Source organism: Microbacterium sp. USHLN186 (assembly GCF_037145155.1).
Classification (GTDB): Bacteria; Actinomycetota; Actinomycetes; order Actinomycetales; family Microbacteriaceae; genus Microbacterium.
In genome coordinates, this window is record NZ_JBBCYA010000003.1 from 79,190 (window position 1) to 96,126 (window position 16,937).

At 70.9% G+C, this 16,937-nt stretch carries 19 protein-coding genes; 4 read left to right on the forward strand and 15 right to left on the reverse strand.

Annotated elements, in window-relative coordinates:
* Positions 1-46 precede the first annotated feature (46 nt).
* Complete coding sequence (glmS, locus tag WFG93_RS07835) at positions 47-1,894, forward strand: glutamine--fructose-6-phosphate transaminase (isomerizing) (RefSeq protein WP_336645779.1); 1,848 nt, start codon at positions 47-49, stop codon at positions 1,892-1,894.
* A gap of 121 nt (positions 1,895-2,015) precedes the next feature.
* Here glmS and WFG93_RS07840 read toward each other — a convergent pair whose 3' ends face one another.
* Positions 2,016-2,849 carry an endonuclease domain-containing protein gene (locus WFG93_RS07840; RefSeq protein WP_336645780.1) on the reverse strand — a complete coding sequence of 278 codons (834 nt, stop codon included), beginning with the start codon at positions 2,847-2,849 and terminating at the stop codon, positions 2,016-2,018.
* A gap of 284 nt (positions 2,850-3,133) precedes the next feature.
* Between WFG93_RS07840 and WFG93_RS07845 the strand changes: the two genes are divergently transcribed.
* The 3 genes from WFG93_RS07845 to tsaE all read left to right on the forward strand — a co-directional run bounded on the left by WFG93_RS07845 (position 3,134) and on the right by tsaE (position 5,206).
* Complete coding sequence (locus WFG93_RS07845) at positions 3,134-3,496, forward strand: holo-ACP synthase (protein WP_336645781.1); 363 nt, start codon at positions 3,134-3,136, stop codon at positions 3,494-3,496.
* 121 nt (positions 3,497-3,617) lie between these two features.
* The gene (gene alr, locus WFG93_RS07850) at positions 3,618-4,727 is read left to right on the forward strand and encodes an alanine racemase (protein ID WP_336645782.1); all 1,110 of its coding nucleotides are present in this window, start codon (positions 3,618-3,620) and stop codon (positions 4,725-4,727) included.
* Complete coding sequence (tsaE, locus tag WFG93_RS07855; RefSeq protein WP_336645783.1) at positions 4,724-5,206, forward strand: tRNA (adenosine(37)-N6)-threonylcarbamoyltransferase complex ATPase subunit type 1 TsaE; 483 nt, start codon at positions 4,724-4,726, stop codon at positions 5,204-5,206. Before alr ends, tsaE begins: the two co-directional genes overlap by 4 nt.
* A 21-nt stretch (positions 5,207-5,227) precedes the next feature.
* Here tsaE and csrA read toward each other — a convergent pair whose 3' ends face one another.
* From csrA to WFG93_RS07925, 14 genes are all read right to left on the reverse strand, one after another.
* Complete coding sequence (gene csrA, locus WFG93_RS07860; RefSeq protein WP_336645784.1) at positions 5,228-5,479, reverse strand: carbon storage regulator CsrA; 252 nt, start codon at positions 5,477-5,479, stop codon at positions 5,228-5,230.
* Between the two features lie 4 nt (positions 5,480-5,483).
* Positions 5,484-7,553, reverse strand: coding sequence for a flagellar biosynthesis protein FlhA (locus WFG93_RS07865; protein ID WP_336645785.1), 2,070 nt, complete (start codon positions 7,551-7,553; stop codon positions 5,484-5,486).
* A gap of 32 nt (positions 7,554-7,585) precedes the next feature.
* Positions 7,586-8,668 (reverse strand): EscU/YscU/HrcU family type III secretion system export apparatus switch protein, encoded by a 1,083-nt coding sequence (locus WFG93_RS07870; RefSeq protein WP_336645786.1) that lies wholly within the window; start codon positions 8,666-8,668, stop codon positions 7,586-7,588.
* Positions 8,665-9,426 carry a flagellar biosynthetic protein FliR gene (locus WFG93_RS07875; protein ID WP_336645787.1) on the reverse strand — a complete coding sequence of 254 codons (762 nt, stop codon included), beginning with the start codon at positions 9,424-9,426 and terminating at the stop codon, positions 8,665-8,667. Before WFG93_RS07875 ends, WFG93_RS07870 begins: the two co-directional genes overlap by 4 nt.
* Position 9,427: 1 nt before the next feature.
* The gene (gene fliQ / locus WFG93_RS07880) at positions 9,428-9,703 is read right to left on the reverse strand and encodes a flagellar biosynthesis protein FliQ (protein ID WP_336645788.1); all 276 of its coding nucleotides are present in this window, start codon (positions 9,701-9,703) and stop codon (positions 9,428-9,430) included.
* Entirely contained in the window at positions 9,700-10,614 is a 915-nt protein-coding gene (gene fliP, locus WFG93_RS07885; RefSeq protein ID WP_336645789.1) for a flagellar type III secretion system pore protein FliP, read from the reverse strand. Before fliP ends, fliQ begins: the two co-directional genes overlap by 4 nt.
* On the reverse strand, positions 10,611-11,141 hold the full coding sequence (gene fliO, locus WFG93_RS07890; RefSeq protein WP_336646049.1) for a flagellar biosynthetic protein FliO: 531 nt from the start codon (positions 11,139-11,141) through the stop codon (positions 10,611-10,613). The genes fliP and fliO overlap by 4 nt, the downstream gene beginning before the upstream one ends.
* A 1-nt stretch (position 11,142) precedes the next feature.
* Positions 11,143-11,802, reverse strand: coding sequence for a flagellar motor switch protein FliN (gene fliN / locus WFG93_RS07895; RefSeq protein ID WP_336645790.1), 660 nt, complete (start codon positions 11,800-11,802; stop codon positions 11,143-11,145).
* A complete protein-coding gene (locus tag WFG93_RS07900; protein WP_336646050.1) occupies positions 11,799-12,710 on the reverse strand; it encodes a flagellar motor switch protein FliM in 912 nt (303 codons plus the stop codon). The genes fliN and WFG93_RS07900 overlap by 4 nt, the downstream gene beginning before the upstream one ends.
* 51 nt (positions 12,711-12,761) lie before the next feature.
* On the reverse strand, positions 12,762-13,571 hold the full coding sequence (locus WFG93_RS07905; protein WP_336645791.1) for an OmpA/MotB family protein: 810 nt from the start codon (positions 13,569-13,571) through the stop codon (positions 12,762-12,764).
* Complete coding sequence (locus WFG93_RS07910) at positions 13,568-14,401, reverse strand: motility protein A (protein WP_336645792.1); 834 nt, start codon at positions 14,399-14,401, stop codon at positions 13,568-13,570. The genes WFG93_RS07905 and WFG93_RS07910 overlap by 4 nt, the downstream gene beginning before the upstream one ends.
* Entirely contained in the window at positions 14,401-14,625 is a 225-nt protein-coding gene (locus WFG93_RS07915) for a flagellar FlbD family protein (RefSeq protein WP_336645793.1), read from the reverse strand. Before WFG93_RS07915 ends, WFG93_RS07910 begins: the two co-directional genes overlap by 1 nt.
* A gap of 98 nt (positions 14,626-14,723) precedes the next feature.
* Positions 14,724-16,316: a DHA2 family efflux MFS transporter permease subunit gene (locus WFG93_RS07920; RefSeq protein ID WP_336646051.1), complete on the reverse strand. Its 1,593-nt coding sequence runs from the start codon at positions 16,314-16,316 to the stop codon at positions 14,724-14,726.
* Positions 16,317-16,437: 121 nt separating this feature from the next.
* Positions 16,438-16,899, reverse strand: a complete 462-nt coding sequence (locus WFG93_RS07925) for a DUF2871 domain-containing protein (protein WP_336645794.1) — start codon at positions 16,897-16,899, stop codon at positions 16,438-16,440.
* Positions 16,900-16,937 lie beyond the last annotated feature (38 nt).

Here is a 16,937-nt window from a genome sequence, read left to right on the forward strand (position 1 = left end):
GATTCGTTCAGACTCCTCGCAAAATCGCGACCTTATTCTTGAACCCATGTGTGGAATCGTCGGATACGTGGGCCCGCGGCCCAGCCAGGACATCCTTCTCGCAGGTCTCGCCCGCCTCGAGTACCGCGGCTACGACTCGGCCGGCATCGCCGTCATCGATGAGCAGGGTGACCTCGGCATGCGCAAGAAGGCCGGCAAGCTCAGCGCGCTGCGCGACTCGCTCGCCGATGCGCCGCTCGCCGACGGCACCACCGGCATCGGCCACACCCGCTGGGCCACGCACGGTGGACCCACCGACGTCAACGCGCACCCGCACCTCGCCGACGACGACAAGCTCGCCGTCATCCACAACGGCATCATCGAGAACTTCGCCGCGCTGCGCGACGAGCTCCTCGGCGAGGGCGTGACCTTCCGCAGCGAGACCGACACCGAGGTCGCCGCGAAGCTGCTGGGGCGCGAGTACCAGGCATCCGGCGACCTGGCATCCGCCTTCCGCGCCGTCGTCAACCGCCTCGAGGGCGCCTTCACCCTGCTCGCCATGCACGAGGACCAGCCCGGACTCGTCGTCGGGGCACGCCGCAACTCCCCGCTGGTGATCGGCCTGGGCGAGGGCGAGAACTTCCTCGGCTCCGACGTCGCCGCCTTCGTCGAGCACACTCGCAACGCGCTCGCCATCGGCCAGGACCAGATCGTCGCCATCACCCCGTCCGCGGTGACCGTCACCGACTTCGAGGGCAACCCCGTCGAGGCGCAGCCGTTCGACGTGTCGTGGGACGCCGCCGCCGCCGAGAAGGGCGGCTGGTCGTCGTTCATGGCCAAGGAGGTCGCCGAGCAGCCCGACGCCGTCGCGAACACCATCCGCGGCCGCGTGCAGGGCGACGCCGTCGTCATCCCCGAGCTCGACGGGCTCGACTCGCTCTTCGTGGGCATCGACCGCGTCATAATCACCGCCTGCGGCACCGCCTCGTACGCGGCGCTGGTGGGCAAGTACGCGCTCGAGCAGTGGGCGCGCGTGCCGGTCGACGTCGAGCTGGCCCACGAGTTCCGCTACCGCGACCCGGTGATCGGCGACTCCACGCTGGTCATCTCCATCAGCCAGTCCGGCGAGACCATGGACACCCTGATGGCCGTGAAGTACGCCCGCGAGCGCGGCGCGCGCACGCTGTCGATCTGCAACACCCAGGGCGCGACGATCCCGCGCGAGTCGGATGCCGTCGTCTACACGCACGCCGGCCCCGAGGTCGCCGTCGCTTCGACCAAGGCGTTCTCCGCGCAGATCACCGCGCTGCTGCTGCTCGGCCTGCACATGGGCCGCGTGCGCGGGACGCTGACTTCTTCTGCAGCTTCGGATGTCGCCGAGTTGCAGGCGCTGCCCGAGAAGATCGCGCAGGTGCTCGCCGAGGAGAACGACCACGTCACGCAGCTCGCGTCGTGGATGGCCGACACCCGCTCGGTGCTCTTCCTCGGCCGGCACGTGGGCTTCCCGATTGCGCTCGAGGGCGCGCTGAAGCTCAAGGAGATCTCGTACATCCACGCCGAGGGCTTCGCCGCCGGTGAGCTCAAGCACGGCCCCATCGCGCTGATCGAGCCCGGCCAGCCGGTGTTCGTGATCGTGCCGTCGCCGCGCCACTCCGCGCTGATCCACTCGAAGGTGGTGTCGAACATCCAGGAGATCCGCGCGCGCGGTGCCCGGGTGATCGTGATCGCCGAAGAGGGGGATGCCGCCGTGCTGCCCTTCGCCGACGAGGTCATCCGCATCCCGCTCGCCGGCCCGATGTTCGAGCCGCTGCTGGCCGTCGTGCCGCTGCAGATCTTCGCCATGGCGCTCGCCACCGCGAAGGGCCTGGACGTCGACCAGCCGCGCAACCTGGCGAAGTCCGTCACCGTGGAGTGACCTGGTCTTTCCGTGCTTTCTCGCGCACGGATGTCGGCTCGAAACACGGATGTCGGCGGGAATGGGCGGATGCTGCTGGCATCCGTTCTTCCCGCCGACATCTGTGCGTGAGCGGCGGAGATCAGTCGCCGATCCGGCGGATCGCGGCGAGGATGGCCGGAACAACCGCCTCCCACTTGTGCACGACGAGCGCGTAGTCGAAGCGCAGGGTCTCGTACCCGAGGGCGGATGCCGCCGCGTCGCGCAGCAGGTCGCTGTGCCGGCGCTCGGCGCTCTGGTGGTTCTCCCTGCCGTCCACCTCGAGGATCAGCCGGCCGCCGACGACGAAGTCGACCCGTCCGACGGTGTTGATCTCGACCTGGCAGTCCAGACGGATGCCGAGCAGATGCAGGCGGAACCGCAGCAGCGATTCCAGGCCGCTCTGCGCGTCGGATCGCGCCAGCTGCAGCATCCACTGCGCGGCGTGCGGAAGCTCGGCGGAGATGCGGCGGCGATCGGATGCCGAGATCAGCCGCTTGTTCCAGGCGGACTCGTACGCGGCGAAGAACTCCTCGGCGGGCAGGCATCGGTACGCGTGGATCAGCGCGGTGGCGACGGATGCCATGCCCACGCTCGCGGTTCCGGGGGAGTGATGCACCGTGCACTCGCACTTCGGATGCGGGTGGCGGCGACCGGCTCGCCCGAGCCAGACGTGCACTTTGTCGTCGGGGTTCGAGAGCACCCAGACCCGATGCCATCGCAGCGCATCGGCGCAGGTCAGCTCACCACCGTGCGCCGCCGCCGTCCGCACCTTCGGGTTCAGGGTGGGAAGTGCGAAGACGCCAGGGCGCACTCGCCGAATGCTGCCCTCGGCGACCGCATCGGCCAGGATGCGCCGGCTGCAGCCGTACTGCTGCAGGAGTGTGCCGCGGGCGACGCCGTCGAAGCGGCCGAGGAGTTCTGCGGGAGTCAGCATCCTCCGAGGGTCCCGCCCGTGGCAGGGCTGCGGGCGGCTGCGGGCGCGGAATGTGGATGGATCCGCGGAGGTGGGTTCTGTGCAGGAGGAGTGGCCGGCATCCGGCATCCGGCATCATTTCGCACAGATGTCGGCGCGATGGACGGATGCCGGCGCGAATCAGCCGATCCTGCCGACATCCGTGATCTGAGCCGACATCCGTGCGGATGGTGTGCACGTGGGCGGTCGCAGGCGGGCGGGCGGGCGGCTGGGGGCGGGCAGACGCCGGCGAGTAGGCTGGCAGGGTGATCATGGGCACGGGCGTCGACCTCGTCGACATCGCACGGTTCGAGCGTTCGGTCACCCGTACGCCGAGGCTGCTGTCGCGGCTGTTCACCGAGTCCGAGCAGCAGCTCAAGCTGAGCTCGCTGGCCGCCCGGTACGCCGCGAAGGAAGCCTTGATCAAGGCGCTCGGCGGCAGCGACGGGGTGTACTGGACCGAGATCGAGATCGGTGCCGAGCCGTCGGGCAAGCCCCTCTTCGTGCTGTACGGCTCGACGGCGGCGGTCGTCGCGGAGCGCGGCATCACCACGCTGCACCTGAGCATGACGCACGACGCGGGCCTCGCCATCGCCTACGTGATCGCCGAGAGGACGGATGCCGCATGACCCTGCCCCGCCACCACGCCGACACCCCCACTTCGCGCCGACACCCCCAGGTGCATGCAGCCGCGGCTGGGGGTCTGGGCGGCAACTGGGGGTCTCGGCGGAGTGCGGGGGGAGGGGTGCGATGACTGCGGGCAATCCGGCCCGGGAGGCATCGGTCGACCTTGGGGCGATCGCCGCGAACGTGCGCCACTTCCGCGACCTCACCGGCGGGCAGGTGATCGGCGTCGTCAAGGCCAACGCCTACGGCCACGGCGCCGTCGAGGTCGCGACCGCCGCGCTCGCCGGCGGGGCCACCCGGCTCGGCACGGCCACGCTCGAGGAGTCGCTCGCCCTGCGCAGAGCCGGCATCACCGCGCCACTGATGGCCTGGCTGCACGGGCCGGGCCAGCGCTTCGACGACGCGGTCGAGGCCGGCATCGAGATCGGCATCTCGTCGTACGGGCAGCTGCTGGCGGCATCCGAGGCCGCCGCGCCGCCGGCATCCGTGCACCTCAAGGTCGACACCGGGCTCTCGCGCAACGGCATCCCGACCGCCGAGCTCGACCACGTGCTCGCCGAGGCCGCGCGACTCGAGCGCATCGGCCGCATCCGCGTGCTCAGCATCTTCAGCCACCTCTCCGGCGCCAGCCGCGACGACGACCTCGCCCAGCTCGCCCGCTACGAGCAGATCGTCCAGCGCGCGGCCGAGCTGGGCGTGCACCCCGAGTTCCGCCACCTCGCCGCGACCGCCGGCGCGATCGACCTGCCCGAGGCGCGGCTCGATGCGGTGCGCATCGGCATCGGCATGTACGGGCTCTCGCCCTTCGCCGACCGCAGCTCGGCCGACCTCGGCCTGCGCCCGGCGATGTCGCTGCGCGCGGCGGTCGCCGCCGTCCGCCGCGTGCCCGCCGGCACCGGAGTCTCGTACGACTACGCCTACCGCTGCGAACGCGAGACGACCCTCGCTCTGGTGCCGCTCGGCTATGCCGACGGAGTGCCGCGCCAGGCGTCCAGCCGCGGCCCGGTGCTGATCAACGGACGCCGCTACCGCGTCGCCGGCCGCATCGCGATGGACCAGTTCGTCGTCGACATGGGCGACGATCGGGTGCGCGAGGGTGACGAGGTGGTGCTGTTCGGCGATCCGCTGGAGGGCGAGCCGAGCGCGACCGAGTGGGCGGATGCCGCCGACACCATCAACTACGAGATCGTCACCCGCATCGGCGATCGCGTGCCGCGCAGGTGGCACTCATGAGCATCGATCCCGCCTTCCTCGGCCGGCACGAGATCCGCACGGCGGACGCCATGGAGAACATCGGCCTGCGCATCGGCGAGCAGCTCGAACCCGGTGATCTGATCGTGCTCACCGGACCGCTCGGCGCCGGCAAGACCACGTTCACGCGCGGCCTCGCGGAGGGGCTCGGCGTGCGCGGTCCGGTGCAGAGCCCCACATTCGTGATCGCCCGCACCCACCCGTCACTGGTCGAGGGTCCGCCGCTCGTGCACGTGGACGCCTACCGGCTGGGCTCGGCCGCAGAGCTCGACGACCTCGACATCGACTTCGTGCGCTCGGTGGTGGTGATCGAGTGGGGCCGGCCGATGGCATCCGCGATCGCCGACGCGTGGTGGGACATCGAGATCGAGCGTCCGGTCGGGGGAGCGGAGGCGCTCGACGACGAGGACCTCGACGCCGACGCGCCGCGCGTCATCACGATCGAGCGCCTCGGCGACTGAGCCTGAGCGCGTGAGAGGGCGTCAGCCGTCGGCGCGACGGCGGTTGAGCGCGGCGACGATGGCATCCGCCGTCTCGGCTCCGGACGCCCCGGATGCCGCCGCCGAGACGTTCTCGGCCTGCACGGCCTGGACGATCTCCGAGCGCTGGATGCGGGTCTCGCGAGGCGCCTTGATGCCGAGGCGCACGCTGTCGCCCTTGACGTCGAGCAGCGTCACCTCGATCTCATCGCCGATCAGCACGCTCTCGCCGATCCGCCTCGTCAACACCAGCATCCGATCAGCCTACCGGCGTCGGGGGCACGAGGCCGGTGACCGCGGGCTGCACCGCGTCGCGCACCACTCCCACTGTCTCGATCGTGAACGCTCCGGACGCTTCGGTGTACGAGAGTACCGGCAGCCCGTCGGTCTGCGCCGACACCATCCGGCGCACAGCCGCCCGCAGCGTCGGCGCGCACACCAGCACGGGCTCGCCGCCCTCGCTCGCCGCCGCCGCGGTGACGGCCTGGCGCACGGAGTCGATCACGGCCTCCATGCGCTGCGGGTCGAACACGATCTGGGGGCCCTCGTCGCCCATGCGCAGGCTCTCGAGCATGGCCTGCTCGAGCAGCGGGTTGATCATGATCACGCGCAGCACGCCGTCCTCCGCGAAGCGCGCGGCGATCGCGGGACCGAGGGCGGCGCGTGCGGCTTCGATGAGACCCTCCGGATCGGCGGATGTTTTCGCGCGCAGCGCGAGGGCCTCGTAGATGCGGCTGAGGTCGTTGATGGGCACACGCTCGGCGAGCAGCCCCTGCAGCACGCGCTGCACCTCGGCGAGCGACAGCAGCGCGGGCGTGAGCTCCTCCACCGCGGCGGGGGAGACCTGCTTGAGCGCGTCGGTGAGCTGGCGCACGTCCTCACGGCTGAGCAGGCGCGCAGCGCCGGCGTGGATCACGCTTGACAGGTGTGTGATGACCACGCTGGCACGGTCGACGACGGTGGCGCCGGCGAGCTCGGCGCTGTGGCGCATCTCCATCGGGATCCACTTGCCCTCGAGGCCGAACACCGGATCGTGCACGGCCGCGCCGGGCAGCGCGTCCAGTCCCGCTCCCAGCGCCAGCAGGCGGCCCTGCGGTACGACGCCGCGGCCGGCCTCGACGCCGGCGATGCGGATGACGTAGGTGGAGGGTGGCAGCTCGATGCTGTCGCGCGTGCGCACCGGAGGTACCACCAGGCCGAGATCCAGCGCGATGCGCCGGCGCAGCGCCTTCACGCGTGCGAGCAGATCGTCGGGCCCGCCGGTGACCAGGTCGACGACGTCGGTGGAGAGCTGGATCTCCAGCGCGTGCACACGCATGCGCTCCATCAGCTCCTCGGGGCTGTCGGTGGAGAGGTTCTCCACCACCGGCTCGGCCGCGGCGGCGGCATCCGCCTGCGTGGCCTTGATGCGCTGCGCAGCGAGGATCAGCAGCGCACCCACCACCATGAACGGCAGCATCGGCATGCCGGGGATGAACGCCATCACGATCGCCGCGCAGCCGGCGATGTTCAGCGCGTTGACCGACTGACCCAGCTGCGCGAACGCGGCGCTGCCCATCTCGGTCTCGGCGTTCGAGCGCGTGACGATCATGCCCGTCGAGACCGCCATCAGCAGCGCCGGGATCTGCGTGACGAGCCCGTCGCCGATGGTCAGCAGGCTGTACGTGCTGACCGACTCGTCGAGCGCCATGCCGTGCGAGACCATGCCGATGGCGATGCCGCCGACGATGTTGATGATGATGATCACCAGGCCGGCAATGGCGTCGCCCTTGACGAACTTCGAGGCGCCGTCCATCGCGCCGTAGAAGTCCGCCTCGGCGGCGACCTCGGCGCGGCGCTCGCGCGCCTGCGCGTCGGTGATGAGACCGGCGTTGAGGTCGGCGTCGATGGCCATCTGCTTGCCGGGCATCGCGTCGAGCGTGAAGCGGGCGCCCACCTCGGCCACGCGCTCGGCGCCCTTGGTGACCACGACGAACTGGATGACGACGAGGATGAGGAACACCACGGCGCCGATGATGAGCGAGCCGCCCACGGCGATCGCGCCGAACGCCTCGATGACCTGGCCTGCATACGCCTCACCGAGCACGAGACGGGTGGACGCCACGTTCAGCCCCAACCGGAACAGCGTGGCCACCAGCAGCAGCGACGGGAACACCGAGAAGTCCAGCGGCTTGCGGATGAACATGGTCGTCAGCAGGATGACCAGCGCGAACAGGATGTTCAGGATGATCAGCAGGTCCAGCAGCAGCGGCGGCACCGGCACGACCAGCAGCATGATGATGCCCACCACGGCGATCGGCACGGCGATCCTGTTCAGCATTCCGCGCATGCGGTCCTCCTTCTCACTTCACGACTCTCACATCACGCCGTCGGCACCGGCATCGAGTGCACGCCGCGGGCCGAGCCGCGCTTGCGCAGCATGTCGACGAACACCAGCACCCGCGCGACGGCGATGTACAGCTCTTCGGGGATCTCCTGACCCAGCTCGCACGCCGCGTGCAGCGCGCGCGCCAGGGGCACGTCGCGCACCATCGGCACGCCCGCCTCGGTGGCCCGCTCGCGGATGCGCTCGGCGACCACGCCCTTGCCCTTCGCGACGACCTTCGGGGCCGACCGGCCGGCCTCGTAGGTCAGCGCCACTGCGACGTGGGTGGGGTTGACCAGCACGACATCCGACCCGCCGACGGCGGCGATCATGCGGTTGCGGCTCATCGCCAGCTGTCTCGAGCGCCGCTGCTGGCGGATCAGCGGGTCGCCCTCGGAGTTCTTGTGCTCGTCGCGCACCTCGCGCTTGGTCATGCGGGTGTGCTTGGTGTTGCGGCGCATCACGACGAACACGTCGATCGCGGCCAGCCCGAGCCCCACCGCGATCGCGACCTGCAGCAGGGTGGCGGTGCCGCCGGCGGCGGTGCCGAGCAAGCGGGTGATCGAATGCGCCCCGCTGACCGAGAGCACCGGGATCAGCGTGGCGATCACCGCCCACAGCGCGACGGCGATGGCCCCGGTCTTCAGCAGCGCCTTCGCGCCCTCCCACAGCGCCTGCATGCCGAAGATGCGCTTCATGCCGTTGACGAGGTTGAACTGCTCGTAGCGTCCGGAGAACTTGCGCATGCGCACGCCGCCCTGCACGGTCGCGCCGACGAGGGTGACCACCACGACGCTCACCAGCAGCGTGCCGAGGGTGGGCAGCACCGACGACAGGCCGAGGCCCAGCACGTGCAGGGCGGATGCCGGCGACGGGTCGCGCATCACCGCCGGCAGCGTGATCAGCTGCTCGGTGCCCGCGGCGGCGCCGGCGCTCATCGCGGCGGGCATGGCGATGGCGGCCGCCGCGATGCCCAGCCACGCGGTGAGGTCCTGGCTGCGCGAGAGGCGGCCTTTCTGCCGTGCCTCTCGCAGGTGCTTCTCGGTGGCCTTCTCACTGCGCTCGCCGCTGTCGCTCATCGCCCCACCCCCTGCATCATGCGCAGCGCGTCGGAGGTGAGCGCGTTGACGATGCCCGGCAGCGCCACGAACGTGAAGCCGGCCAGCACGAGGGTGAGCAGGATCTTGATTGGAAAGCCCATGGCGAAGGCGTTCAGCGCGGGTGCGACGCGGGTGATCAGTCCCAGGCCGGCGTCGGCGAGGAAGAGCACGAGCAGCAGCGGGCCGGCGATCTGCACGGCACCCAGGAACATCTGCACGACCCCGTCGACGAGCATCTCGGCGGGCGAGGCGAGATCGAACACGCCGTCGACCGGCACCGCGTCGAAGCTGCGGGCCAGGCCGCCGAGCACGACCTGGTACCCGCCGGAGGCGAACAGCAGCGCCAGCGCGGTGAGGTGGAACAGGCGGGTGAACTGGGCGCCGTTGATCATGGCCTGCGGGTCGAACCCCTGCGCGAGCTGGAACCCGCCGAACACGTCGATCAGGCTGCCCGCCGCCTGCACGGCCGAGAAGCACACGAACACGAGAAAGCCCAGCACCGCGCCGGTGAGCACCTGCAGCGTCAGCGCGCCGAGGAACCCGGCGGTGTCGAGGTTCACGTACCCGGGAGTGACCACGCCCGACACGGCCAGGGCGAGCGCCATCGCGAGCATCGCCTTGATGCGACGCGGGATCGCACCGTACGAGAACGGCGGGGCGATCATCACGAACGCGGTGATGCGCACCCCGGCGAGCATCGTGGCCTCGAGCCAGGCGAAGTCGATGGGGATGTGCATGTCAGCCGCCGCTCAGCAGCTGCGGGATGCGGTCGAACATCAGGTGCGTGAACTGCACGATCTCCGAGATCATCCAGTTACCCGCGATGAGCAGCGCGAGGCCGACCGCGACGATCTTCGGCACGAACGACAGCGTCACCTCCTGCACCTGCGTGATCGACTGCAGCAGCGAGATGGCGAAGCCCACCACGAGGGCGGTGATCAGCAGGGGAGCGGCGAGCTTTGCGGCCACCAGCAGTCCCTGCGTGCCGATGTCGAGGACGGCCTCGGGGCTCATCCGGCACCTCCGTAGCTCTCCAGCAGGGTGCGGATGATGAGTCCCCACCCGTCGACGAGGATGAACAGCAGGATCTTGAACGGCAGCGAGATCATCACCGGCGGCAGCATCATCATGCCCATCGACATCAGCGCTGCGGCGACGACGAGGTCGATGACCAGGAACGGCACGAAGATGACGAAGCCGATGATGAACGCCGCGCGCAGCTCCGAGATCATGAACGCCGGGATGAGCGTGTGCATGGGCACGCTCTGCGGATCGTCGGGGTTCGGCAGCGCGGCGATGCGGGTGAGCAGCGCGAGATCCTCCTGGCGCGTGAAGCGCAGCATCCAGTCGCGCAGCGGCACCTGACCGACGTCGATCGCCTGCGCGAAGGTCATCGAGCCGTCGACGTACGGCTGCACGGCGACGGTGTTGATGTCGGTGAGCACCGGCCACATGATGAACAGCGACAGGAACAGGGCGAGCCCGGCGAGCACCTGATTCGGCGGGATGGTCGGCAGAGAGAGTGCGTTGCGGGTCATCGCCAGCACGACGAAGATCTTCGTGAACGACGACATCATCAGCAGCAGCGCCGGCGCGATCGACAGCAGCGTGATGCCGAGCAGGGTGAGGATCGACGTAGACGGCGAGCCATCCACGCCGTTGATGTCGATCGTGACGCCCTCGCCGCCGGCGCCTTCTTCGTCGTCAGCGGGCGCGGTGGGCGGGGTGGGGTCCTCGGGGGCGTCGGGGTCGGTGAGGCTCGCTGGCGTCGCGTGAGAGGCGGGTGCGGCGTGAGAGGCGGATGCCGCAGGAGAAGCGGATACCGTGGCGTGCGCTGCGGCATCCGACCACAGCACCGACGCGGCGACGATCAGCAGCGCGCAGAGCAGCAGCACGACACGGCCGCGCCGGGCGAGGGCGCTCATCGCGCGCGTCGCAGGAACTCGGCCGTCTGCCTCCAGGTCTGCGGCGAGAGGATGGATCCGTGCAGCGGATCCGGCGTGCTGGTCTGCTCGGCACGGCGGTCGCGGCGCAGCGCCGGCACCGCGGGTTGCGCCGCCGCGGCGGCGAGGTCGTGCGGCGTCGCCTGCGCCTCAGCGGCGAGCAGCGCGTCGAAGCCGCGCGAGGTGGCATCCGGTGTCGCCGACGCGGCCATGGGCTCGGGCGCGCGACCGGCGAGGTGCACCACGGGTCGCGGCGCGCGCTCGGCGGGCAGCCGCTCGATGAGGTTCACGCCGTTCTCGGTGACGCCGAGCAGGTAGCGGGCGTCGTCGGTCTCGACGACCACCAGCTGCGCCTTGCCGCCCAGCGCGCGGCGGGCGACCACGGTGATCTCGGCCCCGTCCCGACGCTGCTGCATGCGCTTGCCGACGCGGCGCTGCAGGTACCAGAGCAGCCCGAGCACCGCCGCCAGCGAGAGGGCGACGCGCAGCAGCAGGAGCAGCTCGTCCAGTTCAGGCCTCGGCGTTCTCGAGGATGCGGGTGATGCGCACGGCGTAGTCCTGATCGACGACGACGATCTCGCCGTGTGCGATCACGCGGCCGTTCAGCAGCACGTCGGCCGGGGCGCCGGCCGAGCGGTCGAGCTCGACGATGCGGCCCGGCTCGAGGTCGAGCACGTCGCGCACTGACATGCGGGTGCGTCCGATCTCGACGGTGAGGTCCATCTCCACGCCGGCGATGCGCTGCAGCCGGCGCGACGAGGTCGGGCCGGACTGCGGGCTGTGCGTCACGCGCACCGCGAGCCGGCCGATCGTGCGGCCCGCGTCGTCTTGCAGGTCGAACACCTGCGCGGCGGGGTGCGCGAACACCGCCGAGGCGTCGCCGATGGTGGCGGCGTCCAGGCGACCGGCGCCGAGGGCGCCGACGGCGGCCTCGAGCGGGCCCAGCAGCCGGTCGGTGAGCGGTGCGTCGCCGAGTCCGTCGATCAGGGCGCCGGGTTCGAGGATCTGCACGGCCAGCTGGGCGCTGGCCTCGCCGACGTAGCCGACCAGCACCGCGTCGCCGGTGTCGCCCGACGCCTGCGAGGCGACCGCGACCGCGGGAGCGGCGGTGGGCAGGCGAGCGGCGAACGCGGCGGCGACGGCGGACTCGTAGGCGAGGGTGCTGGTCACGGGTGCTCCTGGGCGGGGAAGGACGTCGTCGCGGTGACGACGCAGGCGAGGCGGGCGCCGCTGGTGCCGACGGCGGCGGTGGCGAAAGGCTGGTCGCCGACCATCAGCTCGAGCGGACGGTCGGCGGAGTGCGGCAGGGTGAGCAGGTCGCCTACGGCGAGGTCGAGCACCTCGTGCGGGCGCACCGTGCGCGGCGCGAGGCGCAGCGCGAGCTCGACCGGGGTGCGCTCGACCTGGCGGTCGATGGCTCCCGGGGTGGTGGTTTCGGGAGCGCCGGTGGCGGCGGAGCTCAGCGCGCGCAGGATGACGGATGCCGGCAGCATGACGCTGGCGCCCAGAGCACGGCCCCCGGAGCGGATGGAGAGCAGCGCGACGATCACCGGCTCGTTGGCGGCAGCGACCTGGGTGAACTGCGAGCTGTGCTGGATGCCGGCGATGGTGATGCCCTCGGGCAGCAGCCCGTCGAGCGATCGGGTGAGATGCTCGATCGCGTCGCGCATGACCGCGCCGACCAGCGCCTGCTCGATGTGGGTGAGCGGGCGGCCCTCGGCGGTGTCGACCGGGCGGCCGCCGACCATCTGCACCACCCAGGCGGTGGCAAGGGCGGCGGGGAACTGGATCACCGCACGGGCGTCGGATCCGGGCAGCGCGCACACGACGAGAGTGGTGGCGGGCGGCAGCGATCCGCCGTACTCGTCGTAGGTCTGCATGGTGACCGCTTCGACCGCGACGTGCGAGCGGCCGTGCGTGCGCGCCGACAGCTGCGATCCCCACTGGCGGGCGAACGTCTCGAACGACATCTCGAGGATGCGGGCGTGCTCGCGCGAGAGCGTCGTCGAGCGACCGAAGTCGTACAGCTCGACGTCGCCCTCCGGGCGCACGCTCGAGCGCGCGCTCTCCTCGATCATCACGACCCGGACTATCGGGCGGTGATCGACGCGCGTAAGCAGACGTGCGGATCAGCGGGACGGCGCTTTGGCCTGCAGTCCCGGCAGCAGCTGACGCACCTCCTCATCGGCCTCGGAGAGAACGACCACGTCGACTCGTCTGTTCTTGGCGAGCGCCTGCTCGCTGGTGCCCTTCTCGATGGGGCGGGCGTCGCCGAAGCCCACGGACTGGATGACCCCGGCGGGGATGCCGCACCGCTCGACCAGGTGGCGCAGCACCTGCGTCGCGCGCGCCGACGAGAGCTCCCAGTTCGTCGCGAACGGTGCGACGGACTGGCGGTTGTCGGCGTGCCCCTCCACCGAGATCTCGTTCGGGATGCCGGCGAGCACGCCGCCGAGCGCGTCGAGGGTGTCGGTGGCGACCGCGCTGAGGGCGGTGCTGTTCGTGCCGAAGAAGGTCTCGGCGCTGACCAGGCTGATGGTGAGCCCGCGCGCGTCGATCGTGAAAGTGGCGGCGTCGGCGAGGCCGCGCTGTGCGAGGGCATCGCGGATGCGGTCGCGCAGCGCCGAGAGGTCGTCGAACTCCTTCTGCGCGGCATCCAGCTCGATGTCGGCGAAGCCCTCGCCCTGCTCGTCGAGCAGCTGCGCGGGCACCACCACACCCTGCGAGACGTCGATCTTGTCGCTCTTCTCCTGCCCGAACCCGGTCGCCAGCGACGCGCTCAGCGCGGCGAACTTCTGCTGGTCGACCGACGACATCGCGAACAGCACGATGAACATGCACATCAGCACGGTGATCATGTCGAGGTACGACGCCATCCAGCGCTCATCCGGTCCGCTGTGCCCGTCGGGTTCGATGCGGCGGCGCCGGCGCACGCTCATGAGTTGGCTCCGGCGAACGGCGCCGCGCCGTCGCGGCTTCCGCGGCCCTTCTTGTCGGCCTTGTCCTTGCCGGTCTTCGCGCCCTTGCCATCCGAGATCAGCGCGCCCAGGCGCTCCTCGACGTGCGCGGGCGCCGCCCCCGCCTGCACGGCGAGCATGCCCTCCATCAGCACCGTCATGCGCTCCAGCTCCAGCTCGCCCAGCCGCTGCAGGCGCCCGCCGATCGGCAGCCAGATGAAGTTCGCCGACAGCAGTCCCCACAGCGTGGCGACGAATGCCGCGGCGATCAGCGGCCCCAGGGTGTCGGGTTTGTCGAGCTTCTCGAGCACGTGGGTGAGCGACACGACGGTGCCGATGATGCCCACGGTGGGTGCGAAGCCACCGAGAGTCATGAAGAACCGCGATGCGGTTCGGTTGCGGGCCGCGGCAGAGGCGATCTCGTCTTCGAGCAGGATGCGCAGATCCTCGGCGTCGATGCCGTCGGCGATGCTCTGCAGCGCCTGGCGCAGGAACGGATCCTTCTCGTCGGAGACGCCCTGCTCGAGGGCCAGCAGGCCCTCGGTGCGCGCCTTCTCGGCGTAGCCGACAACGGTGCTGATCACGCTCTGCGCCGTGCGCGGCTCACCGCGGAAAGCGCGCGGCAGCGCTCCGACGGCGTGCAGGAAGTCGCGCAGCGTGCCACTGGCGATGCCGACCGCGATGGTGCCGCCGAAGACGAGCACCATGGGCGCCGGCAGCAGCAGCGCCGTGAACGACGCGCCCTCCATGCTGATCATCGCCAGCAGGGCGCCGAACGCGAGCACGAGTCCGAGGATGAGGCCGATGTCCATCAGCGCTCTCCCGCGCCGAACGCCCACGACAGGCGCGAAGCCTCGGCCAGCACACCGGCGCGGAACGCGGTGATCTGCTCGATGAGGTCTTCCAGGCTCTCCTGCACCACGAAGCGCGCGCCGTCGACCATGATGATCGTGGTGTCAGGCGAGGCCTGCACCCTCTCGATCAGGTCGGGGTTCACCGCGAACCTGCTGCGGTTGAGACGCGTGACGACGATCATGAGCTCCATCCTGGAAGATCGGCCCCGGCGCGAGTCCGGTGCGACGACGGCCCATCCTGGTCCGTCGTCGGGGACTGTCGGCAGTCCCGGCCCGCGCGTTAGCGGCGCGTGGCCTGCGCCCCGCGCTCCGCCGCCCGTCGCAGCCGCAGCGCGCCCACGAAGCCGAGGATCAGGAAGACCGTCGCCACGAGCAGCGCGCCGCGGGTGGCATCCGCGAATCCGCCGGCCAGCGCGTCGATGACCGTCGTCGTCCGGTCGCCGTACGCGCTCGCCTCGCCCTGCGCGCGCAGCTGCGTGATCGTCGTGCCGGCCGACACGCGCGTCGATTCGGCGAGCCGATCGGCGCCCGCCGTGACGCCGGCGCTGTCGAGGGCGGCGGGCAGCGACACCGCCAGCCACACCGACAGCGCGGTGCCCGCCAGTGCGGTGCCCAGCGCCGATCCCACCTGACGCACGGTGCTCTGCGTGGCCGAGCCCTGCCCCGAGACGGCGACGGGGATGTCGCTGAGCACGGTGCCGGTCAGCTGCGCCGAGGCGAGGCCGAGTCCGAGGCCGTAGACGACCAGTGGCAGCGCGATCAGCCAGCCGGGGCTGTCGGCGCGCAGCAGCAGCGCGAGCGCCACCGTGCCGACGATCTCGAGTCCGAGCCCGAGCAGCACCGTGCCGGGGGCGCCGAAGCGAGCGGCGAGGTGGCGGGCGGCGGCTCCGGAGAGGAAGGCGCCGGCGGCCATGGCGGCGAGCACGAGACCGGCGCCCATCACGTCGAGGCCGAGCGCGTTGATGAGATACAGCGGCAGCACGAAGATGATCGCGAACTCGCCGATCGCGACCATCGCGGCGGTGAGGTTGCCCCACGAGAAGGTCGAGAACGAGAACAGCCCGAGATCCAGCAGCGCCTCGCGCTGCACCTTCTCGCGGTGCCGCTCCCACACGACGAAGAGCACGAGCGCGACGACGGCGATGGTCAGCGCCACCGGCACGGCGGAGATGGCGGCATCCTTCGACCAGGTCCAGCCCAGCAGCGTGAGGTCGCTCTTCGGCGTCCACCAGCCCAGGTCCGGGCCCTCGACGACGGCGAACACCAGCGCGCCGAAGCCGATCGCGCTCAGCAGCGCGCCGTCGACGTCGACACCGGGGCGGGTCTTGCGTCCGCGCGTCTCGGGCACCACGATCGCTGCGGCGATGAGCAGGATCGCGCCCATCGGCAGGTTGACCAGGAAGATCCAGTGCCACGAGGCCCACTGCGTCAGCGCGCCGCCGGCGAGCGGGCCGATCGCGGCGGCACCGGAGATGACCGCGCCCCACACGCCGAAGGCGGCCGCGCGGTAGCGGCCGCGGAACACGGCGTTAACGGTCGACAGCGTGGAGGGCATGATGAGCGCCGCGCCCACGGCCTGCACCGCCCGGGCGCCGATGAGCGCTCCTGCGCTCGCCGAGACTGCGGCGAGCAGGCTGCCGCCCATGAAGACGACCAGCCCGGCCAGGAACAGGCGCTTGCGGCCCCAGCGATCGGCGAGGCTGCCGGTCGAGAGCAGCAACGCTGCGAGCACCACCGCGTAGAGGCTGTTGACCCACTGCGCGTCGGTGAGATCGAGGTGCAGGTCGCGGATGATCGCCGGCAGCGCGACGCCGACGATCGTGCCGTCGAGCACGATCAGGCCGAGCCCGATCGAGAGCACCGCCAGCGCGATCCACTCCCGTCGGGTGGGCGCCGCCTCGGCCTTCTCGCCGGTGACTCCGGCGCGGCTGTCTCCAGCGCGGCTGTTCTCGGTGCTCACGCTCTTCTCCTCCTCCACGACCTGCCGCTCTCGATCACACGCCGGCGGTCGCCGCGACGCCCAGGCTACGTGCCCGCGCGGCGGACTCCACGGCGACGGCCTTGCGCAGCGCGACGAAGAACACGATCATCGCGGCGGTGAGCAGAATGTGCCCGAGACCGGCGATGCCGGCGATCATCTTGGTCGACGGCTCGCCCAGCACCGTGAGGGTGCCGTGCCAGACCATCATGGCGGCGGTGAGGATGACACCGGCGTTGTACAGCCAGAAGAACCAGCCGAACAGCTTGGGGCTGCGCGAGAGGGTGAAGACCTTCTCGAGCACGAGCACGATCAGCAGCACGATGAAGCCGAGCGTGAGCAGGTGGGTGTGCACGACGCCGAGCTGCGTGAACGCACCCTCGGTGAAGTCGTTGGCCTTGGTGAACTCGCGGTAGAACAGGCCGGATGCCACGCCGGCGAGCATGTAGGCGAAGGCGGCGGCGACGAGTCTCGTCATGATGTTCCTCTCAGTTGGGATGGGTTCGGATGCCGGCG

Bases quoted from the DNA above. Each gene is read 5' to 3' on its own strand.
- fliQ (WP_336645788.1), bottom strand. From the start codon at position 9,703: ATGAGCCCCGAGGCCGTCCTCGACATCGGCACGCAGGGACTGCTGGTG.
- WFG93_RS07900 (WP_336646050.1), bottom strand. From the start codon at position 12,710: ATGATCGAGGAGAGCGCGCGCTCGAGCGTGCGCCCGGAGGGCGACGTC.
- tsaE (WP_336645783.1), top strand. From the start codon at position 4,724: ATGAGCATCGATCCCGCCTTCCTCGGCCGGCACGAGATCCGCACGGCG.
- WFG93_RS07910 (WP_336645792.1), bottom strand. From the start codon at position 14,401: ATGGACATCGGCCTCATCCTCGGACTCGTGCTCGCGTTCGGCGCCCTG.
- alr (WP_336645782.1), top strand. From the start codon at position 3,618: ATGACTGCGGGCAATCCGGCCCGGGAGGCATCGGTCGACCTTGGGGCG.
- WFG93_RS07865 (WP_336645785.1), bottom strand. From the start codon at position 7,553: ATGCGCGGAATGCTGAACAGGATCGCCGTGCCGATCGCCGTGGTGGGC.
- glmS (WP_336645779.1), top strand. From the start codon at position 47: ATGTGTGGAATCGTCGGATACGTGGGCCCGCGGCCCAGCCAGGACATC.
- WFG93_RS07840 (WP_336645780.1), bottom strand. From the start codon at position 2,849: ATGCTGACTCCCGCAGAACTCCTCGGCCGCTTCGACGGCGTCGCCCGC.
- WFG93_RS07915 (WP_336645793.1), bottom strand. From the start codon at position 14,625: ATGATCGTCGTCACGCGTCTCAACCGCAGCAGGTTCGCGGTGAACCCC.
- WFG93_RS07925 (WP_336645794.1), bottom strand. From the start codon at position 16,899: ATGACGAGACTCGTCGCCGCCGCCTTCGCCTACATGCTCGCCGGCGTG.
- csrA (WP_336645784.1), bottom strand. From the start codon at position 5,479: ATGCTGGTGTTGACGAGGCGGATCGGCGAGAGCGTGCTGATCGGCGAT.
- fliP (WP_336645789.1), bottom strand. From the start codon at position 10,614: ATGAGCGCCCTCGCCCGGCGCGGCCGTGTCGTGCTGCTGCTCTGCGCG.
- WFG93_RS07870 (WP_336645786.1), bottom strand. From the start codon at position 8,668: ATGAGCGACAGCGGCGAGCGCAGTGAGAAGGCCACCGAGAAGCACCTG.
- WFG93_RS07875 (WP_336645787.1), bottom strand. From the start codon at position 9,426: ATGCACATCCCCATCGACTTCGCCTGGCTCGAGGCCACGATGCTCGCC.
- WFG93_RS07905 (WP_336645791.1), bottom strand. From the start codon at position 13,571: ATGAGCGTGCGCCGGCGCCGCCGCATCGAACCCGACGGGCACAGCGGA.